Raw genomic sequence first — 25336 nt, 5'->3', positions numbered from 1 at the left:
GAAACAACACACCGTGTTCCACACGTGTGACAGTTTCACAGAGTTACGGCGGCCATAGCGGAGCGGGAAACGCCCGGACCCATTCCGAACCCGGAAGCTAAGCCCTCCAGCGCCGATGGTACTGCACCCGACAGGGTGTGGGAGAGTAGGACACCGCCGAACAACCATTCCACAACACCCCCCGACCACACGGTCGGGGGGTGTCGTGCGTTTCAGGCCTGTTCGTTCGAACACCACCAGGTGGTGCGGCCGCCGACCGTTCCGCGCGCCATCGGCGCCCCGCAACGGGGGCACAGGGCATCGGACTTCCGGAACGGGATGATGTCACCGGTGTGTACGCCGCCCTTCGCGATCGCGGACCGGATCGCGCGGCGCAGTACCACACGGAGCTCGTCGACGGTGTCGTCGTCGAGGGTCTTCGATCGCCGCGACGGGGACACGCCGGCACGCCACAACACCTCGTCCGCCAGCAGGTTGCCGATCCCGGCCACCACGGACTGATCCAACAGTCGCGCCTTGATCGGTGCGGAGCTGGCCTGGATCCGCTCCCGGAACTCCTCACGTCCGATCTCTGCGGCATCGGGTCCGAGTGAATCGACGTCGGGGTCGAGCCGAACACGACCCAGCCGCCGCTTGTCGAACAGCCGTAGTTGGCCCCCGTCCTCGAAGGTCAGGGAGAAGCGCGTCCATTCGGGCTTGTCGGTGTCACGCTCGCCCACGTGCGGATCACCGCCGCCGTAGCGGGAGGTCTGCTCGCCGTCGGGCGCGGTCACGATGATGCGGCCGCCCATACCGAGGTGGATGCCGAGGGTGGGCCCCTCGGTCCCCTCGGCGTCGATCGTGTCGCACCACATGGCCTTGCCGCGCCGATGGGCGGCCACGAGTTGCCCGCCCCTCAGCGCGCCGGCGATGTCTCCGGGCAGGTGCGGGCGGCACTCGAACTCGTCGCGGTCGTCGACGTCGGTGACGACGCGATGCAGTGCTTTCTCGACGACCTGACGCGCGTTCTCGACTTCGGGCAGCTCCGGCATGGGGCGGGAGTACCCCGGAGGGGTCTTCTCCTACGCCCGGTCGAGCGGATGCGACCGGAACCAGTGGTCGCACGCGCGGCAGGCCAGGTCGGGGCCGTCGGGGTCGAGGACGCAACCGCCGAGCGGAACGCCGTCCGGCGGTGGATACGGAGGCATCCCGTACAGGATCTCGACCACGTCGCGGCTCCCGCAGAGCGGGCACACGGGTGCGTGGTGGGCGGCGAGCGCGTCGACGGTCGGTCCGAACGGATGGTGCAGCGTGTCGTGGCAGCGGTCGCACACGAAGGACGGATCGGCACCGCCGAGATGGGGATGTGCGATCCGCAGGCCGCGCCGACAGCACGCGCACCGGCCGGTCGCAGCGTTTCCGTCGTCCCGAGCGATCGCGCGCTGGACACGGGAGGGATCGCTGCACGCGGACGCGTCGAGAACGGGCCACGGCACCGGGTCGGACCGCAGGCACTCGATGTCGTCCAGCCAACGCTCGCCGTCGTGCAGAACCACCGATCGGGTCGGAAGGGCACGACCGGTCGCCCGCCACAGAATCGTGTCGGTGATCGGACGGCGGAGCAGCTCCTCTCGCGCGTAGTAGGCGGGCTCGCCCGAGCGCCGGACGACGGTGGCCACACTGACGACCGCGGTCCGTCGTCCACGCGCGACGTGCAGGACGACGTCGCCGTCGCGCAGATCGGCCGGGAAGTGCCAGGCCATCCGGTCGAACGACAGGGCGCCCGAGCTGAGATCGAGAGCAGGCTCGCCCTCGGACGCATGAGTCAGCAGAACGCGCGACGTGGTCATGGCCCGAATCATGGCCCGGGGGTCCGACAACCGGAGTCCGACAACGGGAGGTCACGGCGTCCGAGGTTCCGTGCAACGCCGCCGCGCGGGTCTCATCCGGCCCCGTCGTGAACGACTCGGGTTAGTCTCACCCCACCATGCCGCAGAGACCCCGCCGCTCCATCTCCCCGTTGGGCAGCCCGTTGCTGGGCCATACGGACGAATCGCCGCGCCGCCGCCGAATCCGCGTCCAGGTACTGCTGACGGTGTTCCTGCTCGGCGCCAACGCCATCGGCGCGGTGATCGTCGGAGCGCTCATCAGCGTGGTGGTCCCCGGGCCGAACGTGGTCACGCCGCGGGAGTACTGGTGGGTGAACTTCATCCTCATCCCGACCTACCTGCTGGTGGCCTTCCTCATCGGGGTCGGGTGGGGGACCAAACGCACCGTGCAGGGTCTGCGGTGGGCGATCGAGGACCGCCCCCCGACACCGAAGGAACAACGCCGGACCCTGGCGATGCCGTGGCGGTTGACCCGGCTGCAGATCGGACTGTGGATCGTCGGCCTCGTTCTGGTGACGACGGCGGACGGCATCATCGACCCCAACTCGATTCCCAAGGTGGCGTTCACCATCGCCTTCGGCGGTGCCACCGTCTGCGCGTTCAGCTACCTGCTCACCGAGTTCGCGCTGCGGCCGGCCGCGGCCCGCGCGCTCGAGTACGGCGACCCGCGGCGCATCCGGATCGCGGGCGTCATGGGTCGATCGATTCTCACCTGGTTGCTCGGGACCGGCGTTCCGGTCGCGGGTCTGATGGTCATCGCGATCGCGTCCTTCATCCGGCAGGACACCTCGGCGACGCAGTTCGCCGTGGCCATCCTCGCCCTCGGGGGCATCACGCTGGTGTTCGGGTTCGCGCTCTCGTTGCTCGGAGGTCTGGCGACGACCGCACCGATCGACAACGTGCGCTCCGCGATGGCCGAGGTCGAGCGGGGTGATCTGGACGTTCGCGTCGAGGTCTACGACGGCACCGAGCTCGGTGAACTGCAGAGCGGATTCAACCGGATGGCGGAGGGGCTGTCCGAGCGCGATCGCATCCGCGACCTCTTCGGGCGTCACGTCGGCATGGAGGTGGCCGAGGCGGCCCTGGCGAAGAATCCGGAACTCGGGGGCGAGGAGCGAGACGTCGCCGTGTTCTTCATCGACCTCGTCGGGTCGACGGAGCTCGCCGCGTCGCAGCCGCCCAAGCAGGTCGTCGACCTGCTCAACCGCTTCTTCGCCGTCGTCGTCGAGGAGGTCGATCGTCACCGGGGCTTCGTCAACAAGTTCGAGGGCGATGCGGCGCTGGCGGTCTTCGGCGCGCCCGGCGCGCTCGACGACCACTGCGGCGCGGCGCTCCGGTCCGCGCGAGCCATCATGGACCGGCTCGACCGCGAGGTGCCCGACTGCACGGCGGCCATCGGCATCGCGTCCGGCCGCGCCGTCGCCGGCAACATCGGTGCGAAGGAACGGTTCGAGTACACCGTCATCGGTGATCCGGTCAACGAGGCCGCGCGGCTGTCCGAACTGGCCAAGAGTGCCGACGGGCGCCTGGTCGCGTCGGCGCGGACGGTCGAGCACGCGACGAGCATCGACGGGGACGAGTGGAGCTTCGGCGATTCCGTGACGCTGCGGGGACGCGCGGAGGAGACCCGCCTCGCGATGCCGCGTCGGCAGGGTGGGTCGACAGCGAGCCGCGAAGCGTCCGCTCGATAGGGTGGCCCGGTGCGTCTGGTCATTGCTCGGTGTCAGGTCGACTACGTCGGACGGCTGACGGCCCATCTGCCCTGGGCCAAGCGTCTGCTGCTGGTCAAGTCCGACGGGTCGGTGAGCGTGCACGCCGACGACCGTGCCTACAAGCCCCTCAACTGGATGAGCCCGCCCTGTTGGCTCGAGGAAAGCGTGCCGGATCCGTCCACCACCGACGAGGACCTGGTGCCTGCCGACCGCCGTCTGTGGGTGGTGACCAACAAGGCGGGCGAGGAATTGCGCATCACGCTCGAGGAGGTCGAGCTCGACACCAGCCACGATCTGGGTGTCGATCCCGGCCTGGTCAAGGACGGGGTCGAGGCGCATCTGCAGGAACTGCTGGCCGAACACGTCCACACGCTGGGCGCCGGGTGGTCGTTGGTGCGACGCGAGTATCCGACGGCCATCGGTCCGGTCGACCTGCTCTGCCGGGCGGACGACGGTGCCACGGTGGCCGTCGAGGTGAAGCGACGCGGCGACATCGACGGCGTCGAACAGCTCACGCGCTACCTGGACTTGCTCAATCGCGACCCGTTGCTCGCTCCGGTGCACGGGGTGTTCGCCGCGCAGCAGATCAAACCGCAGGCGAAGACGCTGGCCACGGACCGTGGAATCCGTTGCATCACATTGGATTACGACGCCCTGCGCGGCGTCGAGACCAGCGAGTTCCGGCTGTTCTGAGCGCCGGTCGCTAGGCTGTGGGTCATGCCCCGCCGCCACCACCGTCGGTCGACCCGGCCCGACGTGTCGCCGACGTTCGGCGGCGCGACGGCACGCACCGAGGCGGGACCCGGTGACGAGGACTATGCGGTCCGATCCATCCCGGGTGCCCGCGCGGTCAAGCCCTACCGGTGCCCCGGATGCGACCACGAGATCGCACCGGGTGTTCCGCATCTCGTGGTGTGGCCGCTGGACCGCCCCGGCGGTGCGGACGATCGTCGCCACTGGCACACGGGGTGCTGGTCCGGCCGCCGGACCCGCGGCCTCACCCGGCGCTGGTCCTGATCCCGGCCGGCGTCAGGAACGCGCGGCGGCGGTGTCGCGGGTGGAGCCGTCGGCCGCGGTGTCGGCGGACCCCGAGGACTCCGCGGCCCCCACCGATTCCGAGGACTCCGTGGCCGGGTCGACGTTCTCCAGCGACTCGTCGATCTCCAGGTCGTCCGGTGCCAGGGGCGCGTCCAGAAGCTCGCTCTCCCGGTTGACCGACGCGAGCATGGCGGGCACGGAGTCCAGCTGACCGCGAATACCCAACAGTTGCGCGAGGACGCGACCCCGCAGGACCCGCAGTTCCTCGGCCAGTTCCTTCGCGTGGGCGATCCGTCGCTCGGACTGTTCGGTGGCGGCCTGCAGACGCCGCTTGGCTTCCGCCGTGGCGTCGGCGAGGCGACGCTCCGCCTCGGCCTTGGAGTCGGCTTCGAGGTCGTCGACGGCCTTCATCACCTTGGTGCGGCGATCGGCCATCGCGATCTCGAAGTCCTCCTGGATCGTGCTGCGCTTCTTCTCCGCCTCGGCGTCCAGTCGATCGCGTTCCGCCTGCGCCGCCTCCACGATGCGCGCGGCCTCGGTGCGGGCCTCGGCCATGGTCTGCTCGTGCTCGGTCTCGAGTGCGGAGCGTCGGTCCTTCAGCTCCGCGACGAGCCCTTCGTACTCGCCGCGCATACGCGTGGCGTCCTGCTCGGCGATGGAAACGATCTCCGCGGCGTCGGCCTCGGCCTTGGCGCGCACCTCGGAGGCCTCGTCGGATGCCAGGCGAAGCATGCGCGAGATGCGGTCGCTCATGCCCTCCGCGGTGGTGGGCGGAACGGACAGGCGATCGATGTCCTTGCGGAGGTCGTCGATCTCGTCCCGGGCGTCCTCCAGCTGTACCGCCAGGTCGCGGGCCTGCGCGGCGGCCGCGTCGCGGTCGGTGGCGATGACGCGCAACTCGGCGTCGAAACGCTCGAAGTACCGCTGGACCTCGTCCTTGTCGTATCCCTTGCGGACCACGCTGAACGGTAGAGAATTGCTGCCGAAGGCGGTGTCGGGGGCCATGGTCGACAACTTACCGGCCGGGACCGCCGATCGAGCGGCAGGACGCCCGTCAGCGAGCGGGTTCGACCAATTCCACGAGCACGCCGCCGGCGTCCTTCGGGTGCACGAAGTTGATGCGCGAGTCGGCCGTCCCGCGGCGCGGGGTGTCGTAGAGCAACCGTGCGCCGCGGGCGCGGAGGAAGTCCGCGACCTCCTCGACATCGGCGACCCGGAACGCCAACTGCTGGAGGCCGGGGCCGTTGCGGTCGAGGAACTTGGCGATGGTCGACGACTCGTCGAGCGGGGCGAGGAGCTGGATCTGGGCGGCGCCCGCGTCGGCACCGGGGACGGCCAGCATGGCCTCGACGACGCCCTGGCTGTCGTTGACCTCGCGGTGGGTGACCTCGAGGCCGAAGTGCGACCCGTAGAAGTCGATGGCCTCGTCGAGGTCGGCCACGGCCACGCCGACGTGATCGATCGCGGTCACGAGGCCGGCGGCCACGGCATCGGACGTGGGTGTGGCGGCGGCTGCGGTGCTCATAGTTTGACGTTAGACCTTTTCCGACCCGGGGACGATGGTGTCCTGTGTCACAAACCTCGCGGGGTTGCATCGTGGGGAACGACACTCCGGACGGGCACGGCACGTCGGGCAGAATGCACGTATGTCCGATTCTCGGCCCGCAGCCGGCACCGATGTCACCACCGGAGAACCGTCCACACTCGGGGCGGCGACCCCGCCTCGCCCGGCGATCGTGGGCTGGTTCCGCATCGTCGCCGTCGCCGAGGCCCTCACGTGGCTCGCCCTGCTGATCGGCATGGCGATCAAGTACGTCCCCGAACCGAACATCGACAGCGCCGTGCGCTACCCGGGCGCCGCGCACGGTGCGGTGTTCGTGCTGTACCTGCTCGTCACGGTGGCCACCGCCGTGGCGTTGCGTTGGAGCAAGGGGCTGACGGTGGTCGCGCTCCTGGCGAGCATCCCGCCGTTCGGCACCGTGGTCTTCGAGATCTGGGCGAACCGGACCGGACGACTCGACGTGCGGGACGCCCGGACCGCATCCACGCCGACTCTGCGCAAGTGACAAAATACGGAGCGTGACTCGACCCGGTTCCCGCCCGCCCGCTCGTCCGTCCGCCGCCGCGGCTGCCGCCATGTCCGGAGCCGTCGATCTGTCCGCGCTGAAGGCCAAGGCCGAGGCCGCGGCCGCGCCGCCCGCGCCCACCGGCGCCGGCGGCGTCCCCGTCGTGGTGACGGTGACGGAGCCGGACTTCGAGGCCGAGGTCCTCGTCCGGTCGAACCAGGTGCCGGTGATCGTCAACCTGCTGTCCTCGCGTTCGCCGGGCTCGCTGCAACTCACGCGCACGCTCGAAGCGTTGGCGGCCGAGGGCAACGGCACCTGGATCCTGGCCAACGTCGACGTCGACGTCAGTCCGCGCATCGCACAGGCCTTCGGGGTGCAGGCGGTCCCCACCCTGGTCGCCGTTGCGGCCGGTCAGCCGCTGGCCGATCTGCAGGGTCCGCAGCCGGAGGAGAACCTGCGCCAGTGGCTGTCGGCCATCGCGCAGGCCACCGAGGGCAAGCTCACCGGACCGGTCGGCGAGGCCGGCCCCGCTCCCGAACCCGAGGACCCGCGTTTCGACGCGGCCGAGAATGCGCTCGCCGAGGGTGACCTGGCCGGGGCGGAAGCAGCGTTCCAGGCGATCGTGGACGCGGAGCCGCAGAACAAGCAGGCCCTCAACGGTGTCCGCCAGGTGCGCTTCCTCGCGCGCACGCAGTCCCTTCCCGACGACGTCCTGGAGCAGGCCGACGCCGACCCGGCCGACGTCGAGCTCGGCCTCCAGGCCGCCGACGCGCTCCTCTACCAGCAGCGCACGGAGGAGTCCTTCGCGCGTCTGGTCGACCTGGTCCGCCGGACCGCCGGGGACGACCGAGCTCGCGTTCGCGCGCGACTGCTGGAGCTGTTCGAACTCTTCGATCCCGCCGACCCGCTCGTGGTGGCGGCGCGACGCAAGCTGGCGTCCGCCCTGTTCTAGGTCCGTCTGCGTCGCACGGTGTCACCGATACCGTGCGTCGCACGAGTCTCGGCCACCGAGCACGCCCCAGCGGAACGCGTCCACTCGCGCGAACCCGCTGGGGACCGTGCGTCCGTCGACGTCGCTCGCGGCGAGACCGTCGCTCAGCAGCCCGGACACCGCCTCGTCCAGATCGCCGGGGGAGAGCGTCACCGCCGCGTCGGGATTGCCTCCCGACGGGCCGAGCGCCGCGGTGACGACGCCCGCGAGGCACGCGGACCGCAGGCCGGCTCGTGCGTCGGTCAGTACCTGACCGGCCTGGTTCTGTACGGCCAGGACGTAGCGCGAGAGGAACAGCACGTAGGCCCCGTAGTCGCCGGTGACGTCGACGGGGACGACGCGGTCGTCGTCGTCCACCGCCGGTCGGCCGCGCTCGGCGAGGGCGTCGACCGAGACCCCGATCGTGTTGGTGGCCGGGCAGTAGGAGACCGGCTCCGTGGCCGTCGCGTCGGGACAATCGGTGTCGGCGCCCGAGTAGTCGACGGTCGGCGCCGGTGAGGTGGGCATGATGTCGACGAAGGTCGTCGCGAACGCCTCGAGGGTCTCGCGGGTCACGGGCAGCTCGCCCGTGTCCAGCGGGTTGTCGAACTCCCGTGGCAGGGTCGACCGTCGGGTCTCGATGTCCTGCAGGTCGATGGCCGCACACGCCGCGGGGCCGTCGGTGAATCCGATCTGGGCGGCGGTGACGCGCTCGAACGCCGAGCCGTGCACGGAATCGGGGTCTCCCGGATCCTCGTCGCGGACGGCCACGGTGGCGGCGAGCACGTCGTTCAGTCCGTCGGAGGTGTTCAGCGAGAAGTGGGTGGAGTCGCCCTCGGCGACATGGCGCATGAAGGCGCCCGCGTAGCAATCGGCCTGCTGCTCGGCGACGATGGTGGGGTCGTCGTCACCGAGCGCACCGGACTGCGTCTGCACGGCGTGGCCGTACTCGTGCGCGAGCACCATCACGACGGACATCGGACCGAAGGCGTCGACCATGGCGGGCATGAGGATGCCGCGGTCCCAGCCGATGCTGTCGTCGAGCGAGCAGTAGCCGGCGTTGACGAATCCGTCCGTCGGATCGCCGCAGAACACCGGCCCGGCACCGGGTTCGGCCCCGGCGTCCCAGGAGACCAGTCGGCCGACGGGGGTGAACTCGCCCCGGAAGAGCATCGGATACTGCCGACGCCAGAACTTCTGGATGTCGTCGAGAGCGTCGGTCGCGAGAACGTCGACGTCGGAGCCGGAGAACCCGTCGACGTCCAGTTGCGCATGCGCCACCCCGGGCCGGGGCCCGGACGGACCGTCGGTGACCGGGAGGCCGGCGACGGTGAAGGGGTCCTCGTAGATCGACACGGGCGTGCCGGTGACCACCGACCCGCACGCGGCCAGTGCCAGGCTGCAGGCCAGGAGAACGGGGCTCGTGAATCGGTGTCGACGAGCCCCGTCCATCACTTCTCCAGTCTGAGCCAGATCGCTCCGTAGGCGGGGAGGGCGACCTGCGCCGAGGCGGGCCGTCCGTGCCAGGAGTAGTCGGTGGCGGTGACCTCGCCGAGGTTGCCGACGCCGGATCCTCCGTACGCCTCGGCGTCGGTGTTGAGGATCTCGATCCAACGCCCCGGCTCCGGCAGTCCCACACGATACGTCCCGTGGACCGACCCCGAGAAGTTGAACAGGCACGCGGTCACGCTGCCGTCGTCCCCGTAGCGGAGGAAGGACAGCACGTTGCTGGCGGTGTCGTTCGCGTCGATCCACGAGAACCCGTCGGGCGTGTGGTCCTGCGTCCAGAATTCGGGGCTCGCGACGTACGTGCGGTTGAGGTCGCCGACCAGCTGCTGCACGCCTCGGTGGAGGTTGCCGACGCCTTCGGTGCCGATCTCCCACCAGTCCAGCCCGCGCTCGTCCGACCACTCACCGGTCTGCCCGAACTCCTGGCCCATGAAGAGCAACTGCTTGCCCGGGTGCGCCCACATGTAGGCGAGCAGGCCACGCAGTCCGGCCGCCTTCTGCCAGTCGTCGCCCGGCATGCGCGACCACAGGGTGCCCTTGCCGTGGACCACTTCGTCGTGGGAGATGGGAAGGACGAAGTTCTCGCTCCAGGCGTACACGAGGGAGAACGTGACCTCGTGGTGGTGGTACGAGCGGTGGATGGGGTCGCGCCCGATGAAGCCGAGCGTGTCGTGCATCCAGCCCATGTTCCATTTCATCGAGAACCCGAGGCCGCCGAGCGAGGTCGGCCGCGTGACGCCGGGCCACGACGTGGATTCCTCGGCCACGGTGACGACGCCCCGATGGAGCTTGTGGACGGTCGCGTTCATCTCCTGCAGGAAGGCCACCGCTTCGAGGTTCTCGCGGCCGCCGTGGATGTTCGGCGACCAGCCGCCCTCGGGACGCGAGTAGTCGAGGTAGAGCATCGAGGCGACGGCGTCGACCCGGAGCCCGTCGATGTGGTACTCGTCGATCCAGTACAGCGCGTTGGCGACGAGGAAGTTGCGGACCTCGGTGCGGCCGAAGTCGAACACGTACGTGCCCCAGTCGAGCTGCTCGCCGCGCTTCGGGTCAGCGTGTTCGTAGAGCGGCGATCCGTCGAACCGGGCGAGCGCCCACTCGTCCTTGGGGAAGTGCGCCGGCACCCAGTCGACGATGACGCCGATGCCGTCCTGATGCAGACGGTCGACGAACGCGCGGAACTCGTCGGGTGTGCCGAATCGGGAGGTCGGCGCGTAGTAGGAGGTGACCTGGTAGCCCCACGAGCCACCGAAGGGGTGCTCGGCCACGGGGAGCAATTCGACGTGGGTGAAGCCGGTCTCGCGGACGTGGGCCGAGAGTTGTTCGGCCAGTTCGCGATACGTCAGTCCCGGCCGCCAGGAGGCGAGGTGGACTTCGTAGACGCTCATGGGCGCACGGTGCGGCTCGGCGTCGGCGCGGGCGGCCAGCCAGGCGTCGTCGTTCCAGGTGTAGGCACTGGTGGTGACCACGGACGCGGTCGACGGAGGGACCTCCGTGCGGAACGCCATGGGATCGGCCTTGTCCCGGACCGAGCCGTCCTTGCCGTGCACGCGGAACTTGTAGAGCGTGCCGTCGCCGATGTCCGGCACGAAGAGTTCCCAGACTCCGGTCGAACCCAGGACGCGCATCGGCCACGTCTGACCGCCCCACCCGTCGAACTCGCCGACGACGGTGACGCCGACGGCGCCGGGCGCCCACACGGCGAACGACGTGCCGTGGACGTCGCCGTCGGGCAGGGTGTACGAGCGCGGGTGGGCTCCGAGGATGTCCCACAGGCGCTCGTGGCGGCCCTCGCCGAAGAGGTGCAGGTCCAACTCGCCCAGGGTGGGCAGGAAGCGGTACCCGTCGGCGACGGTCACCTCGTGGACGGCGTCGCCGCCGGTGGGGTAGCGCACCCGGAGGCGGTAGTCGGCCGGGTCCTCCATCGGCACGACGACGGAGAAGATGCCCTGCGCGACGTGGGTGAGCGGGTACTCCTTGCCACCGATGAGTGCGGTCACCTCGAGAGCATTCGGGCGCAGGGCCCGGATGGCGGTGCCGCCGGCGACGGAGTGCGCACCGAGCACGGAGTGCGGATCGTGGTGGTGGCCACGGGCGAGCCGCGACAGATCCGCCTCGGACGGCGCTCCGACGGTGTCCTTCGGGGTCGTCATGACGGTTCCTTCCGGAAGGCGAGCGTGGTGCGCTCGGGCTCGGCGATGGGCGGTAGGGCCAGGATGTGCGCGACCTGCCGCCAGGGCTCGAGCTTCACGTAGTTGGCCTGACCCCACTCGAACTGCTGACCGCCGACCTCGTCGGTCACCGTGATGCGTGACTGCCAGTCGCGACCGATGGCGGGCATGTCGAGCCAGACCGTGCCCTCCTCCGCGCCGAACGGGTTCAGGTTGACCACGACCAGGACGGCGTCGCCCGAGACGGCGTCGAACTTGGAGTAGGCGATCAGTGCGTCGTTGTCGACGTGGTGGAAGTGGATGTTGCGCAGCTGCTGCAGCGCCGGGTGCGCCTTGCGGATCGCGTTGAGAGTGGTGAGCCACGGCTCGAGGGACTCACCGCGAGCGCGGGCGGACTCGTAGTCGCGCGGGCGCAGCTGGTACTTCTCCGAGTCCAGGTACTCCTCGCTGCCCGGCCGCACCGGAACGTGTTCGTACAGTTCGTATCCCGAGTAGACGCCCCAGAGCGGGGACATCGTGGCGGCGAGTGCGGCGCGCAGGGCGAACATGCCGGGCCCGCCCGTCTGCAGGCTCTCGTGCAGGATGTCCGGTGTGTTGACGAAGAGGTTCGGGCGCCCCAGGTCGGCCTTCGCCGCGATCTCGGTGCCGAACTCGGTCAGTTCCCACTTGGCGACGCGCCACGTGAAGTACGTGTAGGACTGCGTGAAGCCGCGTCGCGCCAGACCGTAGAGGCGCGCGGGGCGGGTGAACGCCTCGGCCAGGAACAGCACGTCCGGGTCGGTCTTCTTGACCTCGGCGATCAGCCACTCCCAGAAGTCCGGCGGCTTGGTGTGCGGGTTGTCCACCCGAAAGGTCTTGACGCCCAACGACACCCAGTGCCGCACCACCCGGAGAACCTCGGCGTAGATGCCCTTGCGGTCGTTGTCGAAGTTGACGGGATAGATGTCCTGGTATTTCTTGGGCGGGTTCTCCGCGTAGGCGATGGTGCCGTCCGGAAGGACCGTGAACCACTCCGGGTGCGCCTGCGCCCACGGGTGATCGGGGGCGCACTGCAACGCGAGGTCCAGCGCCACTTCGAGACCGAGCTTCTCCGCGGCGCGGACCAGCTCGACGAAGTCCGCCTCGGTTCCCAGCTCGGGATGGACCGCGTCGTGACCGCCTTCCTCGGCGCCGATCGCCCACGGCGAGCCGACGTCCGTCGGGCCCGGGGTCAGCGTGTTGTTCGGGCCCTTGCGGTTGACCCGACCGATCGGGTGGATCGGCGGGAAGTAGACGACGTCGAAGCCCATGGCGGCGACGCGGGGGAGCGCGCCGACGGTGGTCGCGAACGTGCCGTGGCGCGGTGTGCCGTCCTCGTTCCAGCCGCCGGTGGACCGCGGGAACAGCTCGTACCAGGAGCCGACCAGGGCGGCGCGCCGGTCCACCCACACGTTGATCGCCTCGCCGCGGGTGACCAACTCTCGGAGCGGCGTCTCGCGCAGGATGCGGCGCACCTCGTCGGTGAACGCCGGGGCGACGCGGGAGGGCAGGTGGGCGTCGCTGCGCAGCGCGGCGGCGACGGCCGTGAGCACGGGACGGTCGGCGCTGCGCGCCTTCGCGGCGGCGCGGTCGAACAGCCGGGCTCCGACCTCGAGATCGTTGGCGAGGTCCGACGCGGTCTGACCGACGCCGAGCTTCGCCTCCACGGCGTGGGACCACGTCGCGATGGGATCTCCCCACCCCTCGACACGCGCGATCCAGTACCCCTCGCGATCGGGGGTGAACAGGGCGTGGAAGACGTCGGGCTCGGTGCCGGGAGTCATCGGGATGTGGACGGAGGTGCTCGAGCCGGGGCCGCGGACCGCGAGCGTCGCGTTCACGGCGTCGTGTCCCTCGCGCCACACGGCGGCGGTGATCGGGAAGGCTTCTCCCACAACGGCCTTCGCGGGGTACTTACCGGACGATGTGTTGGGTGATACGTCGTCGATGCCGATACGGCCTGTCACCGGATCCCCTTTTCTGATGGATGTCGCAGGTGCACGGGCTGAGAGGTCCAACCGTAGACGAGCGAGCGCACGCCGGATACCCGAGCCGCCCGCGGTCTCGTCCGAAGCGATACCCGTCCGGCCCGTCGGCAAACGCGAACCCGCGTGCGAGCGCGCCCGCGCCGCTAGGCTTCGGAATCGTGAAAGCTCTTCGTCGATTCACCGTGCGTGCGCAGCTTCCGGCCCGACTGTCCGGGTTGGCCGAACTCTCGGTCAACCTGCGCTGGTCGTGGCACACCCCCACCCTCGAGCTGTTCGAGAGCATCGACCCCGCCCTGTGGGTGAGCGGCGAGCGCGATCCCGGCCGCATCCTCGGCGAGGTCGATCCGGACCGGCTCTCGGCACTGGCCGAGGACGACGCGTTCGTCCGCCGGGTCGACGAACTGGTGGAGGATCTGCACTCCTACCTGGACCGGCCGCGCTGGTTCCAGAAGCAGGTCGACGGTGGTGCCGATCTGCCCTCCGGGATCGCCTACTTCTCCATGGAGTTCGGTGTCTCCGAGGTGCTGCCCAACTACTCCGGCGGCCTCGGCATCCTGGCGGGCGATCACCTCAAGGCCGCCTCCGACCTCGGCCTCCCGCTCATCGGGGTGGGCCTGCTGTACCGCTCCGGATACTTCCGCCAGTCCCTGACCGCCGACGGGTGGCAGGCCGAGCGCTACCCGTCGCTCGATCCGCAGGGCCTGCCGCTGCGCCTGCTCACCGACGACGCCGGGGCCGCCGTGCTGGTCCACGTCGCCATGCCCGCGGGCCGGGTGCTGCGGGCCCGCATCTGGATCGCCCAGGTGGGCCGGATTCCGCTGCTGCTGCTGGACTCGGACATCGCCGACAACGACGCCGACCTGCGCGGCGTCACCGATCGCCTGTACGGCGGCGACCAGGACCACCGCATCAAGCAGGAGATCCTGGCGGGCGTCGGCGGTGTGCGGGCGGTGCGCGCGTTCACGCAGTACGAGAACCTCCCGGCGCCGTCGGTCTTCCACATGAACGAGGGCCACGCCGGGTTCCTCGGCCTCGAACGCATCCGCGAACTGCGGACGGACGGCCTCGATTTCGACGACGCCCTGGCGGCGGTACGGGCCTCGACCGTCTTCACCACCCATACACCGGTCCCCGCCGGCATCGACCGCTTCCCGGCGGACCTGGTGCGGCGCTACTTCGGCGACGGCGGCGCCGGCTCGTCGCTGTTACCGGGTCTGGACATGGATCGCATTCTCGCCCTCGGGCGCGAGAGCGATCCCGCCCTGTTCAACATGGCTCACATGGGACTGCGCTCCGCGCAGCGCGCCAACGGTGTCTCGCTGCTGCACGGCCGGGTCAGCCGGGGCATGTTCGACGAACTCTGGCCGGGTTTCGACGCCGACGAGGTCCCGATCGGCTCGGTGACCAACGGCGTGCACGCACCCACCTGGGCGTCGCCGCGTTGGCTCGATCTCGCCGAGCGGGTCGCCGGCCGCGAGCTGATGGAGGAATCGCGGGGCTGGGAGAAGCTGCACGAGGTGCCCGCGAGCGAACTGTGGGCGACGCGCAACGCCCTCCGCGACGAGCTGGTCACCGAGATCCGTCGCCGGCTGCGCGCCTCGTGCCTCGAGCGCGGGTCGACGGAGGCGGAACTCGCGTGGACGGACGAGGCCTTCTCGCCCGACGTCCTCACCGTCGGTTTCGCTCGTCGTGTCCCCACCTACAAGCGCCTCACGCTCATGCTGCGCGACCCCGAGCGGTTGCGTGCGCTGCTGCTCGATCCCGACCGCCCCGTGCAGTTGGTGGTGGCAGGCAAGTCGCATCCGGCCGACGACGCCGGCAAGGCCCTCATCCAGCAGATCGTGCGCTTCGCCGACCGACACGACGTGCGTCATCGCATCGTGTTCCTGCCCGACTACGACATGTCGATGGCGCGCTACCTCTACTGGGGGTGCGACGTCTGGCTGAACAATCCGCTGCGCCCGCTCGAGGCGTGCGGAACGTCCGGCATGAAGTCCGCGCTCAACGGCGGACTGAATCTCTCGATCCGCGACGGGTGGTGGGACGAGATGTACGACGGTCGCAACGGGTGGGCGATCCCCACCGCGGACGGGGTCGACGACACCCGCCGTGACGACCTCGAGGCGGCTGCGCTGTACGAACTGCTCGAGAAGTCCGTCCTGCCGACGTTCTACGAGCGCGGCACCGACGGTGTCCCGGAACGCTGGGTCGGCATGGTGCGGCACACGCTCGAGACGTTGGGGCCGAAGGTGCTGGCGTCGAGGATGGTGCGCGACTACACGGTGCAGTACTACGGACCCGCCTCGCGGGCCGGCCACGCCGTCGCCGCCGACGGCTGGGCCGGGGCGCGCGCCCTCGCGGGTTATCGACGACGGGTCGACGCCGCCTGGCCTGCGGTCACCGTGCGCGACGTCGAGGCGGACGGCCTCCCCGACACCCCGGTGCTCGGCTCGGCCCTGACCCTGTCGGCCGGCATCGACCTCGGTGGGCTCACCCCCGCGGACGTGACCGTGCAAGCGGTGTTCGGCCGCGTCGACTCCGACGAGCACCTGCACGACGTGGTCACCGTGCCGATGACCCACCGCGGGCCGGTGGACGGCGTCGATCGGTTCGCGGCGGAGACGGAGCTGCCGCTCTCCGGTGCCGTCGGGTACACCGTCCGGGTGCTGCCGCACCACGAGCTGCTCGCCGGTGACGCCGAGCTCGGCAAGGTGGCAGGGCCGGCGATCGTCTGACGCGGCGGCTCGGCAGTCGTCCGACGACGGCCGGGCCGGCCCCCAGCGCTCGGCCGGGCCGGCCCTCGGCGCTCGGCCGAGCCGGCCCTCAGCGCTCGGCGAGCCGCCGCAGCGACCGGCGGACGACGTCGGGATCGGTGGTCTCCCAGAACGGCGGCAGCGACGCCCGGAGGTAACCGCCGTATCCGGCCGTCGCCAGTCGCGGATCGAGGACGGCGACCACCCCGCGGTCGTCCGTGCTGCGCAGCAGGCGGCCGACGCCCTGTGCGAGAAGCAGGGCCGCGTGGTTGGCCGCGACGGCCAGGAAGCCGTTGCCGCCCCGGGATTCGATCGCGCGCTGGCGGGCGACCAGCAGGGGATCGTCGGGTCGCGGGAACGGGATGCGGTCGATCAACACCAGCGTCAGCGACGGACCCGGAACGTCGACACCCTGCCAGAGCGAGAGAGTTCCGAACAGCGACGTCGCCTCGTCGGCGGCGAAGCGATCGACCAGCGCGCCGGTGGCGTCGTCGCCCTGGCACAGCACGGGAGTGTCGAGGCGCTCGCGCATCTCCGCGGCTGCGGCCTTCGCGGCGCGCATGGAGGAGAACAGGCCGAGCGTCCGGCCACCCGCGGCGGCCACGAGCTGGGCGATCTCGTCGAGCTGAGCCGGTGCGGCGCCGTCGCGGCCGGGCGCCGAGAGGTGCTTGGCGATGTAGAGGATGCCGGCGCGGCCGTGGTCGAAGGGCGAGCCGACGTCCAGGGAGTTCCACCGCACGGTTCCGGTGTCCGAGGGCGCCTCGCTGCCCGTGGCCAGCGCGGCGTCCACGCGCGACGGGTTCGCCGCCGGCAGACCCCACGTCACGGCCAGACCGTCGAAGCTGCCGCCGACCGTGAGCGTGGCCGACGTGAGGATCACCGTGGACTCGGCGAACAGGCGCGTGCGCAGCAGGCCGCCGACCGACAGCGGGGCGACCCGCACGACCCGCCGCACGACGCCGCGGAACTCGTCGACCGAGAGCCAGACGACATCCCGTCGCGCAGCGGGGTCGGTCTCCTGGAACGTCTCGAGGATGCGGACGGCGGTGTCGTGGACGTCGTCGATCGCGGCGAGGGCGGCGGTGCGTGCCGCGGCGGCGTCGGGATCCGACGCGGCGGCGCCGCGCTCGGCGGGACCGATCGCGCTGCGGACGGCCCACGCCGCGTCCCGGACGCCGGCGAGGACGGACCCGGCGCCACCGGGGAGTTCCTCCCACCGGCCACCGCGCAGGTCCTCGATGAGGTCGGCCAGGCCGTCGCCCGCGCCGGCGAGCCGGTCGAGGATCTCCTCCTCGACCAACTTCCCGCACCGACGCAGGGCCGCACTCACCGACGACGACGACAGTTCCGCCGTCGCGGCCGAGGTGACCCGGTCCACCAGTTCGTGAGCCTCGTCGACGACCACCACGTCGTGCTCGGGGAGCACGGCGATCCCGGTGATGGCATCGATGGCGAGCATGGCGTGGTTGGTGACCACGACGTCGGACTTCGCCGCGTCGACCCGCGCGCGCTCGGCGAAGCAGTCCTCGCCGTAGGGGCAGCGGGACTTGCCGAGGCATTCGCGCGAGGTGACCGACATCTGCCGCCACGCCTGATCGGACACGCCCGGGGTCAACTCGTCGCGGTCCCCGGTCTCGGTGTCCGACGACCACTCGGTGATGCGCTTGACCTCACGGCCGAGCCGGGAGACGGCGAACGCGTCGAACAGCTCCTCGGCCGGGTCGTCCACGGGCGCGCCGTGCAGCTTGTTCAGGCACAGGTAGTTGCCGCGGCCCTTGAGGATCGCGAACTGCGGCTCGTGATTCAGGGCGGGCGTGAGGGCCTTGCTCAGCCGTGGCAGATCGCGGTCGACGAGCTGGCGCTGCAGGGCGATGGTGGCGGTGGAGACCACCACGGTGCGCCCGCTCTCGACGGCGTGCCGCAGCGACGGAACGAGGTAGGCCAGCGACTTTCCGGTGCCCGTGCCGGCCTGCACGGCGAGGTGCTCACCGGTGTCGATGCTGTGGGCCACGGCCGAGGCCATGGTCAGCTGCGCCGTGCGTTCCGTGCCGCCGAGCGCCTGGACCGCCGTACCGAGCAGGGACGGGACGGTCGGCAGATCGGTCTTCGGTGGCACCGGAGAAGGTTACGACGGCGGGCCGTCAGCGGGTGGTGCGGCCACCCGCCTCGGTGATCGCGGCGAGCACGCCGGGGACGTTCTCGGGCGTCACGGCGGCGGTGTAGTCCACCAGGACGGTGACGTCGAACCCGTTCCGCAGACCGTCGAGGGCGGTGGCGCGGACGCAGAAGTCGGTGGTCAGGCCGACCACGTGGATCGCGTCGACGTTCCGGGCGCGGAGCCAGTCCGCGAGGGGAGCGCCGGCGTCGTCGACCCCCTCGAAACCCGAGTAGGCGGCGTCGTACTCGCCCTTGGAGAAGACGGCCTCGATCGCGGTGGTGTCCAGATCCGGATGGAACTCGCATCCCGGTGTGCCCGACACGCAGTGTCGGGGCCAACTGTCGACGTAATCGGGAGTCTCGGAGAAGTGATCACCCGGATCGATGTGGTGATCGCGGGTGGCCACGACGACGTCGTAGTCCGACCCCTGGATCAGCGTGCTGATCGCCGACGCCACGCGGGCGCCTCCCTGGACCGCGAGGGAGCCGCCCTCGCAGAAATCGTTCTGGACGTCGACGACGACGAGCGCGGTGGTCACGAGTCAGGAGAATACCGTCGGGATCGCCGCGTCTCCGCGGGACAGACCCAGGCCCTCCCACGGCAGCGAGGTGAGGCCCGCCGCCACCAGGTCCCGCGCGTCGGCGACGGTGCCGGTGGCGACCACGTCGCCGCCGCGGACGAGCGGGACGGCGACCTCGCGCGCGTCGTACGGGTCCGTGGACGGCACGGGTGCGTCGGCCGCCGTCACGAGTTCCTCGACCACCGTGCCCGTGCGACGCGCCAGACGCACCGCACGCTTGCGGCCGCCGCGGGACTCCTTGTGCGCACTGCGTTTCGCGACGGGCCGACCGTCGACCTCGACGAGCTTGTAGACCATGCCGGCGGTCGGGGCGCCCGAGCCGGTGACCACCGACGTGCCGACGCCGTAGACGTCGACGGGCTCGGCGCGCAGCGACGCGATGGCGTACTCGTCCAGATCCCCCGACACCACGATGCGGGTGTTCGGGGCCCCGAGGTCGTCGAGCTGCGCGCGGACCTGGCGGGCGAGCACGCCCAGGTCGCCCGAGTCGATGCGGACACCGCCGAGCTCGGGACCGGCGACCGCGACGGCCGTCTCGACGCCCGCCGTGATGTCGTAGGTGTCCACCAGGAGCGTCGTGCCCACCCCGAGCGCGTCCACCTGAGCGCGGAACGCCGCCGCCTCGTCGGGACCGTCGGCGTCGGTGTGCAGCAGCGTGAACGCGTGCGCACTGGTGCCCGCGCCCGGAATGCCGTGTCGCCGAGTCGCTTCGAGGTTGGACGTCGCCGAGAATCCGGCGATGTAGGCCGCCCGTGACGCGGCGACCGCGGCCTCCTCGTGCGCGCGTCGGGACCCCATCTCGATCAGGGGACGCCCGTCCGAGGCGCTGACCATCCGCGCGGCCGCCGACGCGACGGCACTGTCGTGGTTGAAGATCGAGAGCGCCAGCGTCTCGAGGATCACGCACTCGGCGAAGGTGCCCCGCACCGACAGGATCGGCGAGCCGGGAAAGTAGAGCTCGCCCTCGCGGTAGCCGTCGACGTCGCCGGAGAAGCGGTAGTTCCGCAGCCAGTCGAGTGTCTCGTCGGTGAGGAACTCCGCCACCGACGCCACCTCGTCGTCGGTGAATCGGAACCGCGTCAACGCCTCGAGGAATCGGCCGGTACCCGCGACGACGCCGTAGCGCCGACCGCCGGGGAGGCGACGGGCGAACACCTCGAAGGCGCAGGAGCGATCGGCCGTTCCGTCGCGCAGGGCGGCAGAGAGCATCGTCAGCTCGTACCGGTCGGTGAAGAGCGCGGTGGACCGCGGCGGGTGGGTCACGCCGTCGGAGGCAGTGGGGGTCACATCGTGGAACAGTAGGGCGCTCGGACGCCGTGGTGGGTGAACCGCGCGCGGTCCATCCGTATTCTGATGGTCATGGGTGCCTCCGAAACCGCCTCGACCGCCACCCTCGCGCCGCTCGCGACGCTCCCGCAGGCCGACCCGGAGGAGAGCGTCGCGGTACGCGAGGACGTCGCCGCGGACACACCGTGGGTCACGATCGTCTGGGACGATCCGGTGAACCTCATGCACTACGTGACCTACGTGTTCCAGAAGGTCTTCGGGTACAGCAAGGACAAGGCCACCGAGTTGATGATGCAGGTGCACTCGGAGGGGAAGGCCGTGGTGTCCAGCGGTCCCCGCGAGAAGATGGAGAGCGACGTCTCGAAGCTCCACGCGGCCGGCCTGTGGGCCACCATGCAGCACGACGTCTGACGCAGTTCCTTCACCACGGCGCAGTTGCCCACGACAGAGCAGGGAGACCTTTCAGTGCGAGTGTGGACCCGGAAATCGTCGTTGGGCGGGGTCAAGTTCCGGTCCGAGATGGACTCGCGGGAGGTCGCGGTGCTCCGCTCCCTCGTCGAGTCCGTGGTCGGGCTGCTCGACGAGCGCAGCGCGCAGGCGCCCACGGACGATCTGGCCGCCCTCACCGGCATCCGCTCGGGCAACACGAGCGCGCCCGAGGACGCCACCCTCGCGCGGCTGCTGCCGGACTTCCATCGGCCCGAAGGAGCCGACGCGGCCGACACGCCGGACGCCCTCGCCCAGCGCGCGGACCTCAACGGGGCCCTGCGCGGAATCCACGAGCCCGAGATCATCGACGCCAAGCGCGCCGCGGGAACGGTGATTCTCGAGTCGCTGCCCGCCGACGGGGGTCGGATCACGTTGACGCCCGAGCAGGCCGAGTCGTGGTTGACCGGGCTGAACGACGTCCGCCTCGCCCTCGGCACCACCCTGGGCATCGATGCCGACACCCCGGACGAACTGCCCGCCGACGACCCCCGCGCGCCGCACCTCGACGTCTACCACTGGCTCACCTGGATGCAGGACTCGCTGGTTCAGGTCATGATGGCCTGATGCAGGACCGCCTGACCGACGTCGCCGGTCTGACCGTCGGTCACCACCGGGTGTGGACGCCCGACGTCACGGTGGCCACCGACGACCGGGACGGCGTCGGCTGGGCCACCGGCACCACCGTCGTGCTGGCCGACGGGCCCGCCGTCGCCGCGGTGGACGTGCGGGGCGGCGGACCGGGCACCCGCGAGACCGATCTGCTCGACCCCTCGCACTCCGTTCAACGGGTGGACGCGATCGTGCTGACCGGCGGCAGCGCCTACGGACTCGCCGCCGCCGACGGCGTCATGCGGTACCTGGAGGAGCACGGCCGCGGCGTGGCGATGGGGCGTCCCGATCGCGTGGTCCCGATCGTCCCCGCGGCCGTGATCTTCGATCTTCCGCTGGGCGCCTGGACATCCCGACCCGACGCCTCGTTCGGCCACGCCGCAGCGGCGGCCGCGTCGTCGGACGTCGCGCAGGGCAGTGAGGGTGCGGGGACCGGCGCACGTGCCGGCGTGCTCAAGGGCGGCATCGGGACGGCGTCCGCGACGGCCACCGAGGGCCCCGCCGCCGGACTCACGGTCGGTGCACTGGTCGTGGCCAATCCCGTCGGCTCGGCCTTCGACCCCCGCACCGGTGTGCTGTGGGGCGACCCGGGGGTGACCCTGCCCGTCCCGACCGCCGACGAGGTCGCGGCCGCCGCGGCGCTCGCTGCCAAGGACACCTCGCTGAACACCACCATCGGCGTCGTCGCCACCGATGCCGACCTCACGGCGTCGGGCTGCCGTCGGTTGGCCGTCGCCGCGCACGACGGGCTGGCCCGCGCGATCCGTCCCGCGCACTCGCCGCTCGACGGCGACACGTTCTTCGCCCTCGCCACGGGCCGGGCGACGCCGCGGGGCGAGGCCGTTCCCGTCGACGCGCGCATGATGCCGGACCTCGCCGTCCTCGACGCCCTGTGCGCCCTGGCCGCCGTCGTCACGGAACGGGCGATCGCGCGCGCCGTGCTCACGGCCACGTCGATCGCCGGGATTCCCGCTTATCGGGACGTCTTCGCTTCCGCTCGCGTCTGACCCGCGCCGGTACCGTGGCAGGGGAACCTCCCGACGGACCAGGACGGCGACCATGAGCGTGACTCCCTCCCGCACACCGGGCTCGACGCCCCCGAGCGCCCGGTCGCGGTGGAGTGCCGCGGCGATCGGGATTCTCGGTTTCCTCGCCGTGCTCTACGTGGTCGAGGCCGTCGACGTGGCGCTGGGACAACGCCTCGACACGGCGGGAATCCGGCCGCGCGACGTCGACGGCCTGAGCGGCGTCGCGTTCGCGCCGGTCCTGCACGACGGGTGGGATCACCTGTTCGCCAACACCGGTCCGCTGCTCGTCCTCGGCTTCGTGCTGCTGCTGTCCGGCATCGGACCAGCCGTCGCGGTCACGGCGGTGATCTGGATCGTCGGCGGGCTCGGCACCTGGCTCACCGGGGCATCGGGATCCATCCACATCGGGGCGTCGATCCTGGTGTTCGGCTGGCTCGCCTACCTGATCGTGCGCGGGGTGTTCACCCGTGACATCGGGCAGATGGCACTGGGTTTCGTGGTTCTCGTGGTCTACGGCGGTCTGCTGTGGGGCGTGCTGCCCACCGAGGAACGGGTGTCCTGGCAGGGGCATCTGTTCGGTGCTCTCGCGGGGGTGCTCGCGGCGTGGATGTTCGCGTCCGGACGCCGCCGAACCGATCCGACCCGGGCGCCGTCACCGCACGGTCGATGAATCCTCGGATCGGACACGACACCGGCCGGGCCCGATCCTGTCCGGAGCGGCGCGATCACATGGCAGCATGACCCCCATGCGTCTCACGGTCCTGGGTTGTTCGGGCAGCGTGTCGGGTCCCGACTCACCGGCATCCGGATATCTCCTCGAGGCGCCCGACACCCCGCCGCTGGTCCTCGACTTCGGACCGGGAGTGCTGGGGGCACTGCAGAAGTACGCCGATCCCGTCGACGTCCACGTCCTGCTCTCGCACCTGCATGCCGACCACTGCCTCGACGTACCGGGCCTGCTCGTGTGGCGTCGCTACCACCCGGTGCCGGCCGAGGGGCGGGCGCTGGTGTTCGGCCCGTCGGACATGGCGTTCCGGCTGGGGGTCGCGTCGGCCGAGAGCGGCGGCAAGATCGACGACATGTCCGACACTCTGGACCTCCGGTATCTCCGCGACGGCGGGGTCATCGAGTTCGGTGCGCTGTCCATCGAGACCCGCCGGGTCTACCACCCGCCGGAGTCCTACGGCATGCGGGTGACCACCGAGAACGGCACCGTCCTCGCCTACACCGGGGACACCGGGATGTGCGACGCCGTCGAGACTCTCGCGCGCGATGCCGACGTCCTGCTGGCGGAGGCGTCCTGGACCGACGGCGCCGATCGGCCGCTCGGAGTCCACCTCTCCGGAGCCGAGGCCGGGCGCCTCGCCGCCACGGCCGGCGTCGGCGAGCTCCTCCTGACCCACATCCCGCCCTGGACGTCCCGCGAGGACGTGATCGCCGAGGCCAAGGCCGAATTCGACGGTCCCGTGCACGCGGTCTCGCCCGGGTACGTCGTCGAACTCTGACCGGCCGCGTCACCCGATAGGGTGGGCCGGTGGCCACACGCGAAGACGGACGAGACGACGACGAACTGCGCCCCATCACCCTGACGCGGGGTTTCACCTCGCATCCGGCCGGGTCGGTGCTGGTGGAGTTCGGCAACACGCGGGTCATGTGCACCGCGAGTGTCGAGGCGGGGGTGCCGCGCTGGCGCAAGGGTTCCGGGCTCGGCTGGCTCACCGCCGAGTACGCGATGCTGCCCGGCGCCACCCACACCCGGAACAGCCGAGAGTCCGTGAAGGGCAAGGTGTCCGGCCGCACCCAGGAGATCAGTCGACTGGTCGGTCGCTCGCTGCGGGCCTGCATCGACCTCGCCGCCATCGGTGAGAACACCATCGCACTGGACTGCGACGTGCTCCAGGCCGACGGCGGCACCCGCACCGCGGCGATCACCGGCGCCTACGTGGCGCTGGCCGACGCCGTGACGTACCTCGGTGCCCACGGTCGTCTCGCCGACCCGCAGCCCATCTCGTGCGCCATCGCGGCCGTCTCCGTCGGCGTCGTCGACGGTCGGGTGCGTCTGGACCTGCCGTACGAGGAGGATTCGCGCGCCGAGGTCGACATGAACGTCGTCGCCACCGACACCGGCACGCTCGTCGAGATCCAGGGCACGGGGGAGGGTGCGACGTTCCCTAGATCCACGCTCGACGCGATGCTCGACAGTGCGCTGGCCGGGTGTGAGCGCATCTTCGCGGTGCAGAGGGAGGCTCTGGACGCGCCGTACCCGGGTGAGCTTCCCGGTGCCTGATTCGGTGCGGTTGCTGGTCGCCAGCCGGAACCCGAAGAAGCTGGCCGAGTTGCGGCGGGTGCTCGACGGCGCGGCCGTCGAGGGCATCGACCTGGTCGGGCTCGACGAAGTGCCGGAGTATCCGGAGACACCCGAGACCGGCGCGACGTTCGAGGAGAACGCGCTGATCAAGGCGCGCGACGGTGCTGCTGCCACCGGATTGGCCTGCGTCGCAGACGATTCGGGGATCGCGGTCGATGCGCTGAACGGCATGCCCGGGGTGCTCTCGGCTCGCTGGTCCGGCCGACACGGCGAGGACGAGGCCAACACCTCCCTGCTCCTCGCGCAGCTCTCGGACGTGCCGGACGAGCGACGCGGCGCGGGCTTCGTGTCCGCCTGCGCGCTGGTGCTGCCGGACGGGACCGAGACCGTCACCCGCGGCGAATGGCGCGGTGCGGTGGCCCGGGAGCGGGCAGGTTCCGGCGGCTTCGGCTACGACCCGGTGTTCGTGCCGGAGGGGTCCGACCGGTCCGCCGCGGAACTGAGCCCGCAGGAGAAGGACGCCGCCTCGCATCGGGGAATCGCCCTGCGTGCGTTGGTGCCGGCGATCGCGGCGTTGCGGTAACGCGCTCGACCTGCCTGGTTGCACACAGGTCGACCGGATCGGCGGGTTCCCGGCATTCCGGGCGATTCGTGTGCAGGGAGGCATGGTCGGCCGCCGGGGCGCACGATGGCGGGTCGTGAGGCGTCCCCTGCGCGACAGCACACAGGTCGACCGAATCGACGGGTTCCCGGCACTCGGGGCGTCCTGTGGACACTCCGGCAG

General features: G+C 70.9%; 23 protein-coding genes and 1 rRNA gene. 14 read left to right on the top strand and 10 right to left on the bottom strand.

The features are described from left to right. Positions 1-44: 44 nt before the first annotated feature. Positions 45-162 (top strand): 5S ribosomal RNA (gene rrf, locus RC2_RS12475). A gap of 50 nt (positions 163-212) precedes the next feature. Here the strand turns inward: rrf and RC2_RS12470 are convergent. Beyond that, on the bottom strand, positions 213-1031 hold the full coding sequence (locus RC2_RS12470) for an Fpg/Nei family DNA glycosylase (RefSeq protein WP_068148405.1): 819 nt from the start codon (positions 1029-1031) through the stop codon (positions 213-215). A gap of 30 nt (positions 1032-1061) precedes the next feature. Further along, a complete protein-coding gene (locus RC2_RS12465; RefSeq protein ID WP_139277361.1) occupies positions 1062-1829 on the bottom strand; it encodes a hypothetical protein in 768 nt (255 codons plus the stop codon). A 137-nt stretch (positions 1830-1966) separates the two neighbouring features. Between RC2_RS12465 and RC2_RS12460 the strand changes: the two genes are divergently transcribed. The 3 genes from RC2_RS12460 to RC2_RS12450 are packed head-to-tail and all read left to right on the top strand — an operon-like array spanning position 1967 to position 4597. Then, on the top strand, positions 1967-3559 hold the full coding sequence (locus RC2_RS12460; protein WP_068148410.1) for an adenylate/guanylate cyclase domain-containing protein: 1593 nt from the start codon (positions 1967-1969) through the stop codon (positions 3557-3559). Positions 3560-3568: 9 nt separating this feature from the next. Continuing rightward, a complete protein-coding gene (gene nucS / locus RC2_RS12455) occupies positions 3569-4273 on the top strand; it encodes an endonuclease NucS (protein WP_068148414.1) in 705 nt (234 codons plus the stop codon). A 24-nt stretch (positions 4274-4297) separates the two neighbouring features. Then, positions 4298-4597 (top strand): Rv1322 family protein, encoded by a 300-nt coding sequence (locus RC2_RS12450; RefSeq protein WP_068148416.1) that lies wholly within the window; start codon positions 4298-4300, stop codon positions 4595-4597. Positions 4598-4609: 12 nt separating this feature from the next. Here RC2_RS12450 and RC2_RS12445 read toward each other — a convergent pair whose 3' ends face one another. Both RC2_RS12445 and mce read right to left on the bottom strand, forming a co-directional pair. Further along, positions 4610-5623 carry a coiled-coil domain-containing protein gene (locus RC2_RS12445; RefSeq protein ID WP_068148419.1) on the bottom strand — a complete coding sequence of 338 codons (1014 nt, stop codon included), beginning with the start codon at positions 5621-5623 and terminating at the stop codon, positions 4610-4612. A gap of 49 nt (positions 5624-5672) precedes the next feature. Next, positions 5673-6143 carry a methylmalonyl-CoA epimerase gene (gene mce / locus RC2_RS12440; protein WP_068148422.1) on the bottom strand — a complete coding sequence of 157 codons (471 nt, stop codon included), beginning with the start codon at positions 6141-6143 and terminating at the stop codon, positions 5673-5675. 121 nt (positions 6144-6264) lie between these two features. Between mce and RC2_RS12435 the strand changes: the two genes are divergently transcribed. Both RC2_RS12435 and RC2_RS12430 read left to right on the top strand, forming a co-directional pair. After that, on the top strand, positions 6265-6684 hold the full coding sequence (locus tag RC2_RS12435; protein ID WP_082895506.1) for a DUF3817 domain-containing protein: 420 nt from the start codon (positions 6265-6267) through the stop codon (positions 6682-6684). 70 nt (positions 6685-6754) lie between these two features. Next, the gene (locus RC2_RS12430) at positions 6755-7636 is read left to right on the top strand and encodes a tetratricopeptide repeat protein (RefSeq protein ID WP_068148425.1); all 882 of its coding nucleotides are present in this window, start codon (positions 6755-6757) and stop codon (positions 7634-7636) included. Between the two features lie 21 nt (positions 7637-7657). On the opposite strand, the gene RC2_RS12425 is transcribed toward RC2_RS12430, so the two are convergent. Genes RC2_RS12425 through RC2_RS12415 form a run of 3 tightly spaced genes read right to left on the bottom strand, consistent with a single transcriptional unit; the run spans position 7658 to position 13319 of the window. Beyond that, positions 7658-9106, bottom strand: coding sequence for a neutral zinc metallopeptidase (locus RC2_RS12425; protein ID WP_068148428.1), 1449 nt, complete (start codon positions 9104-9106; stop codon positions 7658-7660). Then, the gene (glgB, locus tag RC2_RS12420) at positions 9106-11316 is read right to left on the bottom strand and encodes a 1,4-alpha-glucan branching protein GlgB (RefSeq protein WP_068148432.1); all 2211 of its coding nucleotides are present in this window, start codon (positions 11314-11316) and stop codon (positions 9106-9108) included. Before glgB ends, RC2_RS12425 begins: the two co-directional genes overlap by 1 nt. After that, entirely contained in the window at positions 11313-13319 is a 2007-nt protein-coding gene (locus RC2_RS12415; RefSeq protein WP_068148434.1) for an alpha-1,4-glucan--maltose-1-phosphate maltosyltransferase, read from the bottom strand. The genes glgB and RC2_RS12415 overlap by 4 nt, the downstream gene beginning before the upstream one ends. A gap of 179 nt (positions 13320-13498) precedes the next feature. On the opposite strand from RC2_RS12415, the gene glgP reads away from it, so the two are divergent. Beyond that, positions 13499-16075, top strand: a complete 2577-nt coding sequence (gene glgP / locus RC2_RS12410) for an alpha-glucan family phosphorylase (RefSeq protein ID WP_068148437.1) — start codon at positions 13499-13501, stop codon at positions 16073-16075. Positions 16076-16163: 88 nt separating this feature from the next. Here glgP and RC2_RS12405 read toward each other — a convergent pair whose 3' ends face one another. Genes RC2_RS12405 through RC2_RS12395 form a run of 3 tightly spaced genes read right to left on the bottom strand, consistent with a single transcriptional unit; the run spans position 16164 to position 20118 of the window. Further along, positions 16164-18209: an ATP-dependent DNA helicase gene (locus tag RC2_RS12405; RefSeq protein ID WP_068148440.1), complete on the bottom strand. Its 2046-nt coding sequence runs from the start codon at positions 18207-18209 to the stop codon at positions 16164-16166. 25 nt (positions 18210-18234) lie between these two features. After that, entirely contained in the window at positions 18235-18789 is a 555-nt protein-coding gene (locus RC2_RS12400; RefSeq protein ID WP_068148441.1) for an isochorismatase family protein, read from the bottom strand. Between the two features lie 3 nt (positions 18790-18792). Then, entirely contained in the window at positions 18793-20118 is a 1326-nt protein-coding gene (locus RC2_RS12395; RefSeq protein WP_281250868.1) for a nicotinate phosphoribosyltransferase, read from the bottom strand. Between the two features lie 72 nt (positions 20119-20190). Here RC2_RS12395 and clpS point away from each other — a divergent pair, with 72 nt between their 5' ends. From clpS to rdgB, 7 genes are all read left to right on the top strand, one after another. Then, positions 20191-20529, top strand: coding sequence for an ATP-dependent Clp protease adapter ClpS (clpS, locus tag RC2_RS12390; RefSeq protein WP_068148489.1), 339 nt, complete (start codon positions 20191-20193; stop codon positions 20527-20529). Positions 20530-20583: 54 nt separating this feature from the next. Next, complete coding sequence (gene aosR, locus RC2_RS12385; RefSeq protein ID WP_068148444.1) at positions 20584-21171, top strand: oxidative stress transcriptional regulator AosR; 588 nt, start codon at positions 20584-20586, stop codon at positions 21169-21171. Continuing rightward, positions 21171-22223: a P1 family peptidase gene (locus RC2_RS12380; protein ID WP_068148447.1), complete on the top strand. Its 1053-nt coding sequence runs from the start codon at positions 21171-21173 to the stop codon at positions 22221-22223. The genes aosR and RC2_RS12380 overlap by 1 nt, the downstream gene beginning before the upstream one ends. Positions 22224-22275: 52 nt before the next feature. Beyond that, positions 22276-22914, top strand: coding sequence for a rhomboid family intramembrane serine protease (locus RC2_RS12375; protein WP_082895507.1), 639 nt, complete (start codon positions 22276-22278; stop codon positions 22912-22914). Between the two features lie 76 nt (positions 22915-22990). Continuing rightward, a complete protein-coding gene (locus RC2_RS12370) occupies positions 22991-23749 on the top strand; it encodes a cyclic nucleotide-degrading phosphodiesterase (protein ID WP_174552326.1) in 759 nt (252 codons plus the stop codon). Positions 23750-23778: 29 nt separating this feature from the next. Then, on the top strand, positions 23779-24531 hold the full coding sequence (gene rph, locus RC2_RS12365; protein ID WP_068148454.1) for a ribonuclease PH: 753 nt from the start codon (positions 23779-23781) through the stop codon (positions 24529-24531). Further along, the gene (gene rdgB / locus RC2_RS12360) at positions 24524-25135 is read left to right on the top strand and encodes an RdgB/HAM1 family non-canonical purine NTP pyrophosphatase (protein ID WP_068148458.1); all 612 of its coding nucleotides are present in this window, start codon (positions 24524-24526) and stop codon (positions 25133-25135) included. The genes rph and rdgB overlap by 8 nt, the downstream gene beginning before the upstream one ends. The last annotated feature ends 201 nt before the right edge of the window (positions 25136-25336 follow it).

Origin of the sequence: Rhodococcoides corynebacterioides NBRC 14404 (assembly GCF_001894765.1) — a bacterium.
GTDB lineage: Bacteria > Actinomycetota > Actinomycetes > Mycobacteriales > Mycobacteriaceae > Rhodococcoides > Rhodococcoides corynebacterioides.
Note: the sequence above shows the minus strand (reverse complement) of the source record. Positions and strands in the feature narration are given on the sequence as shown.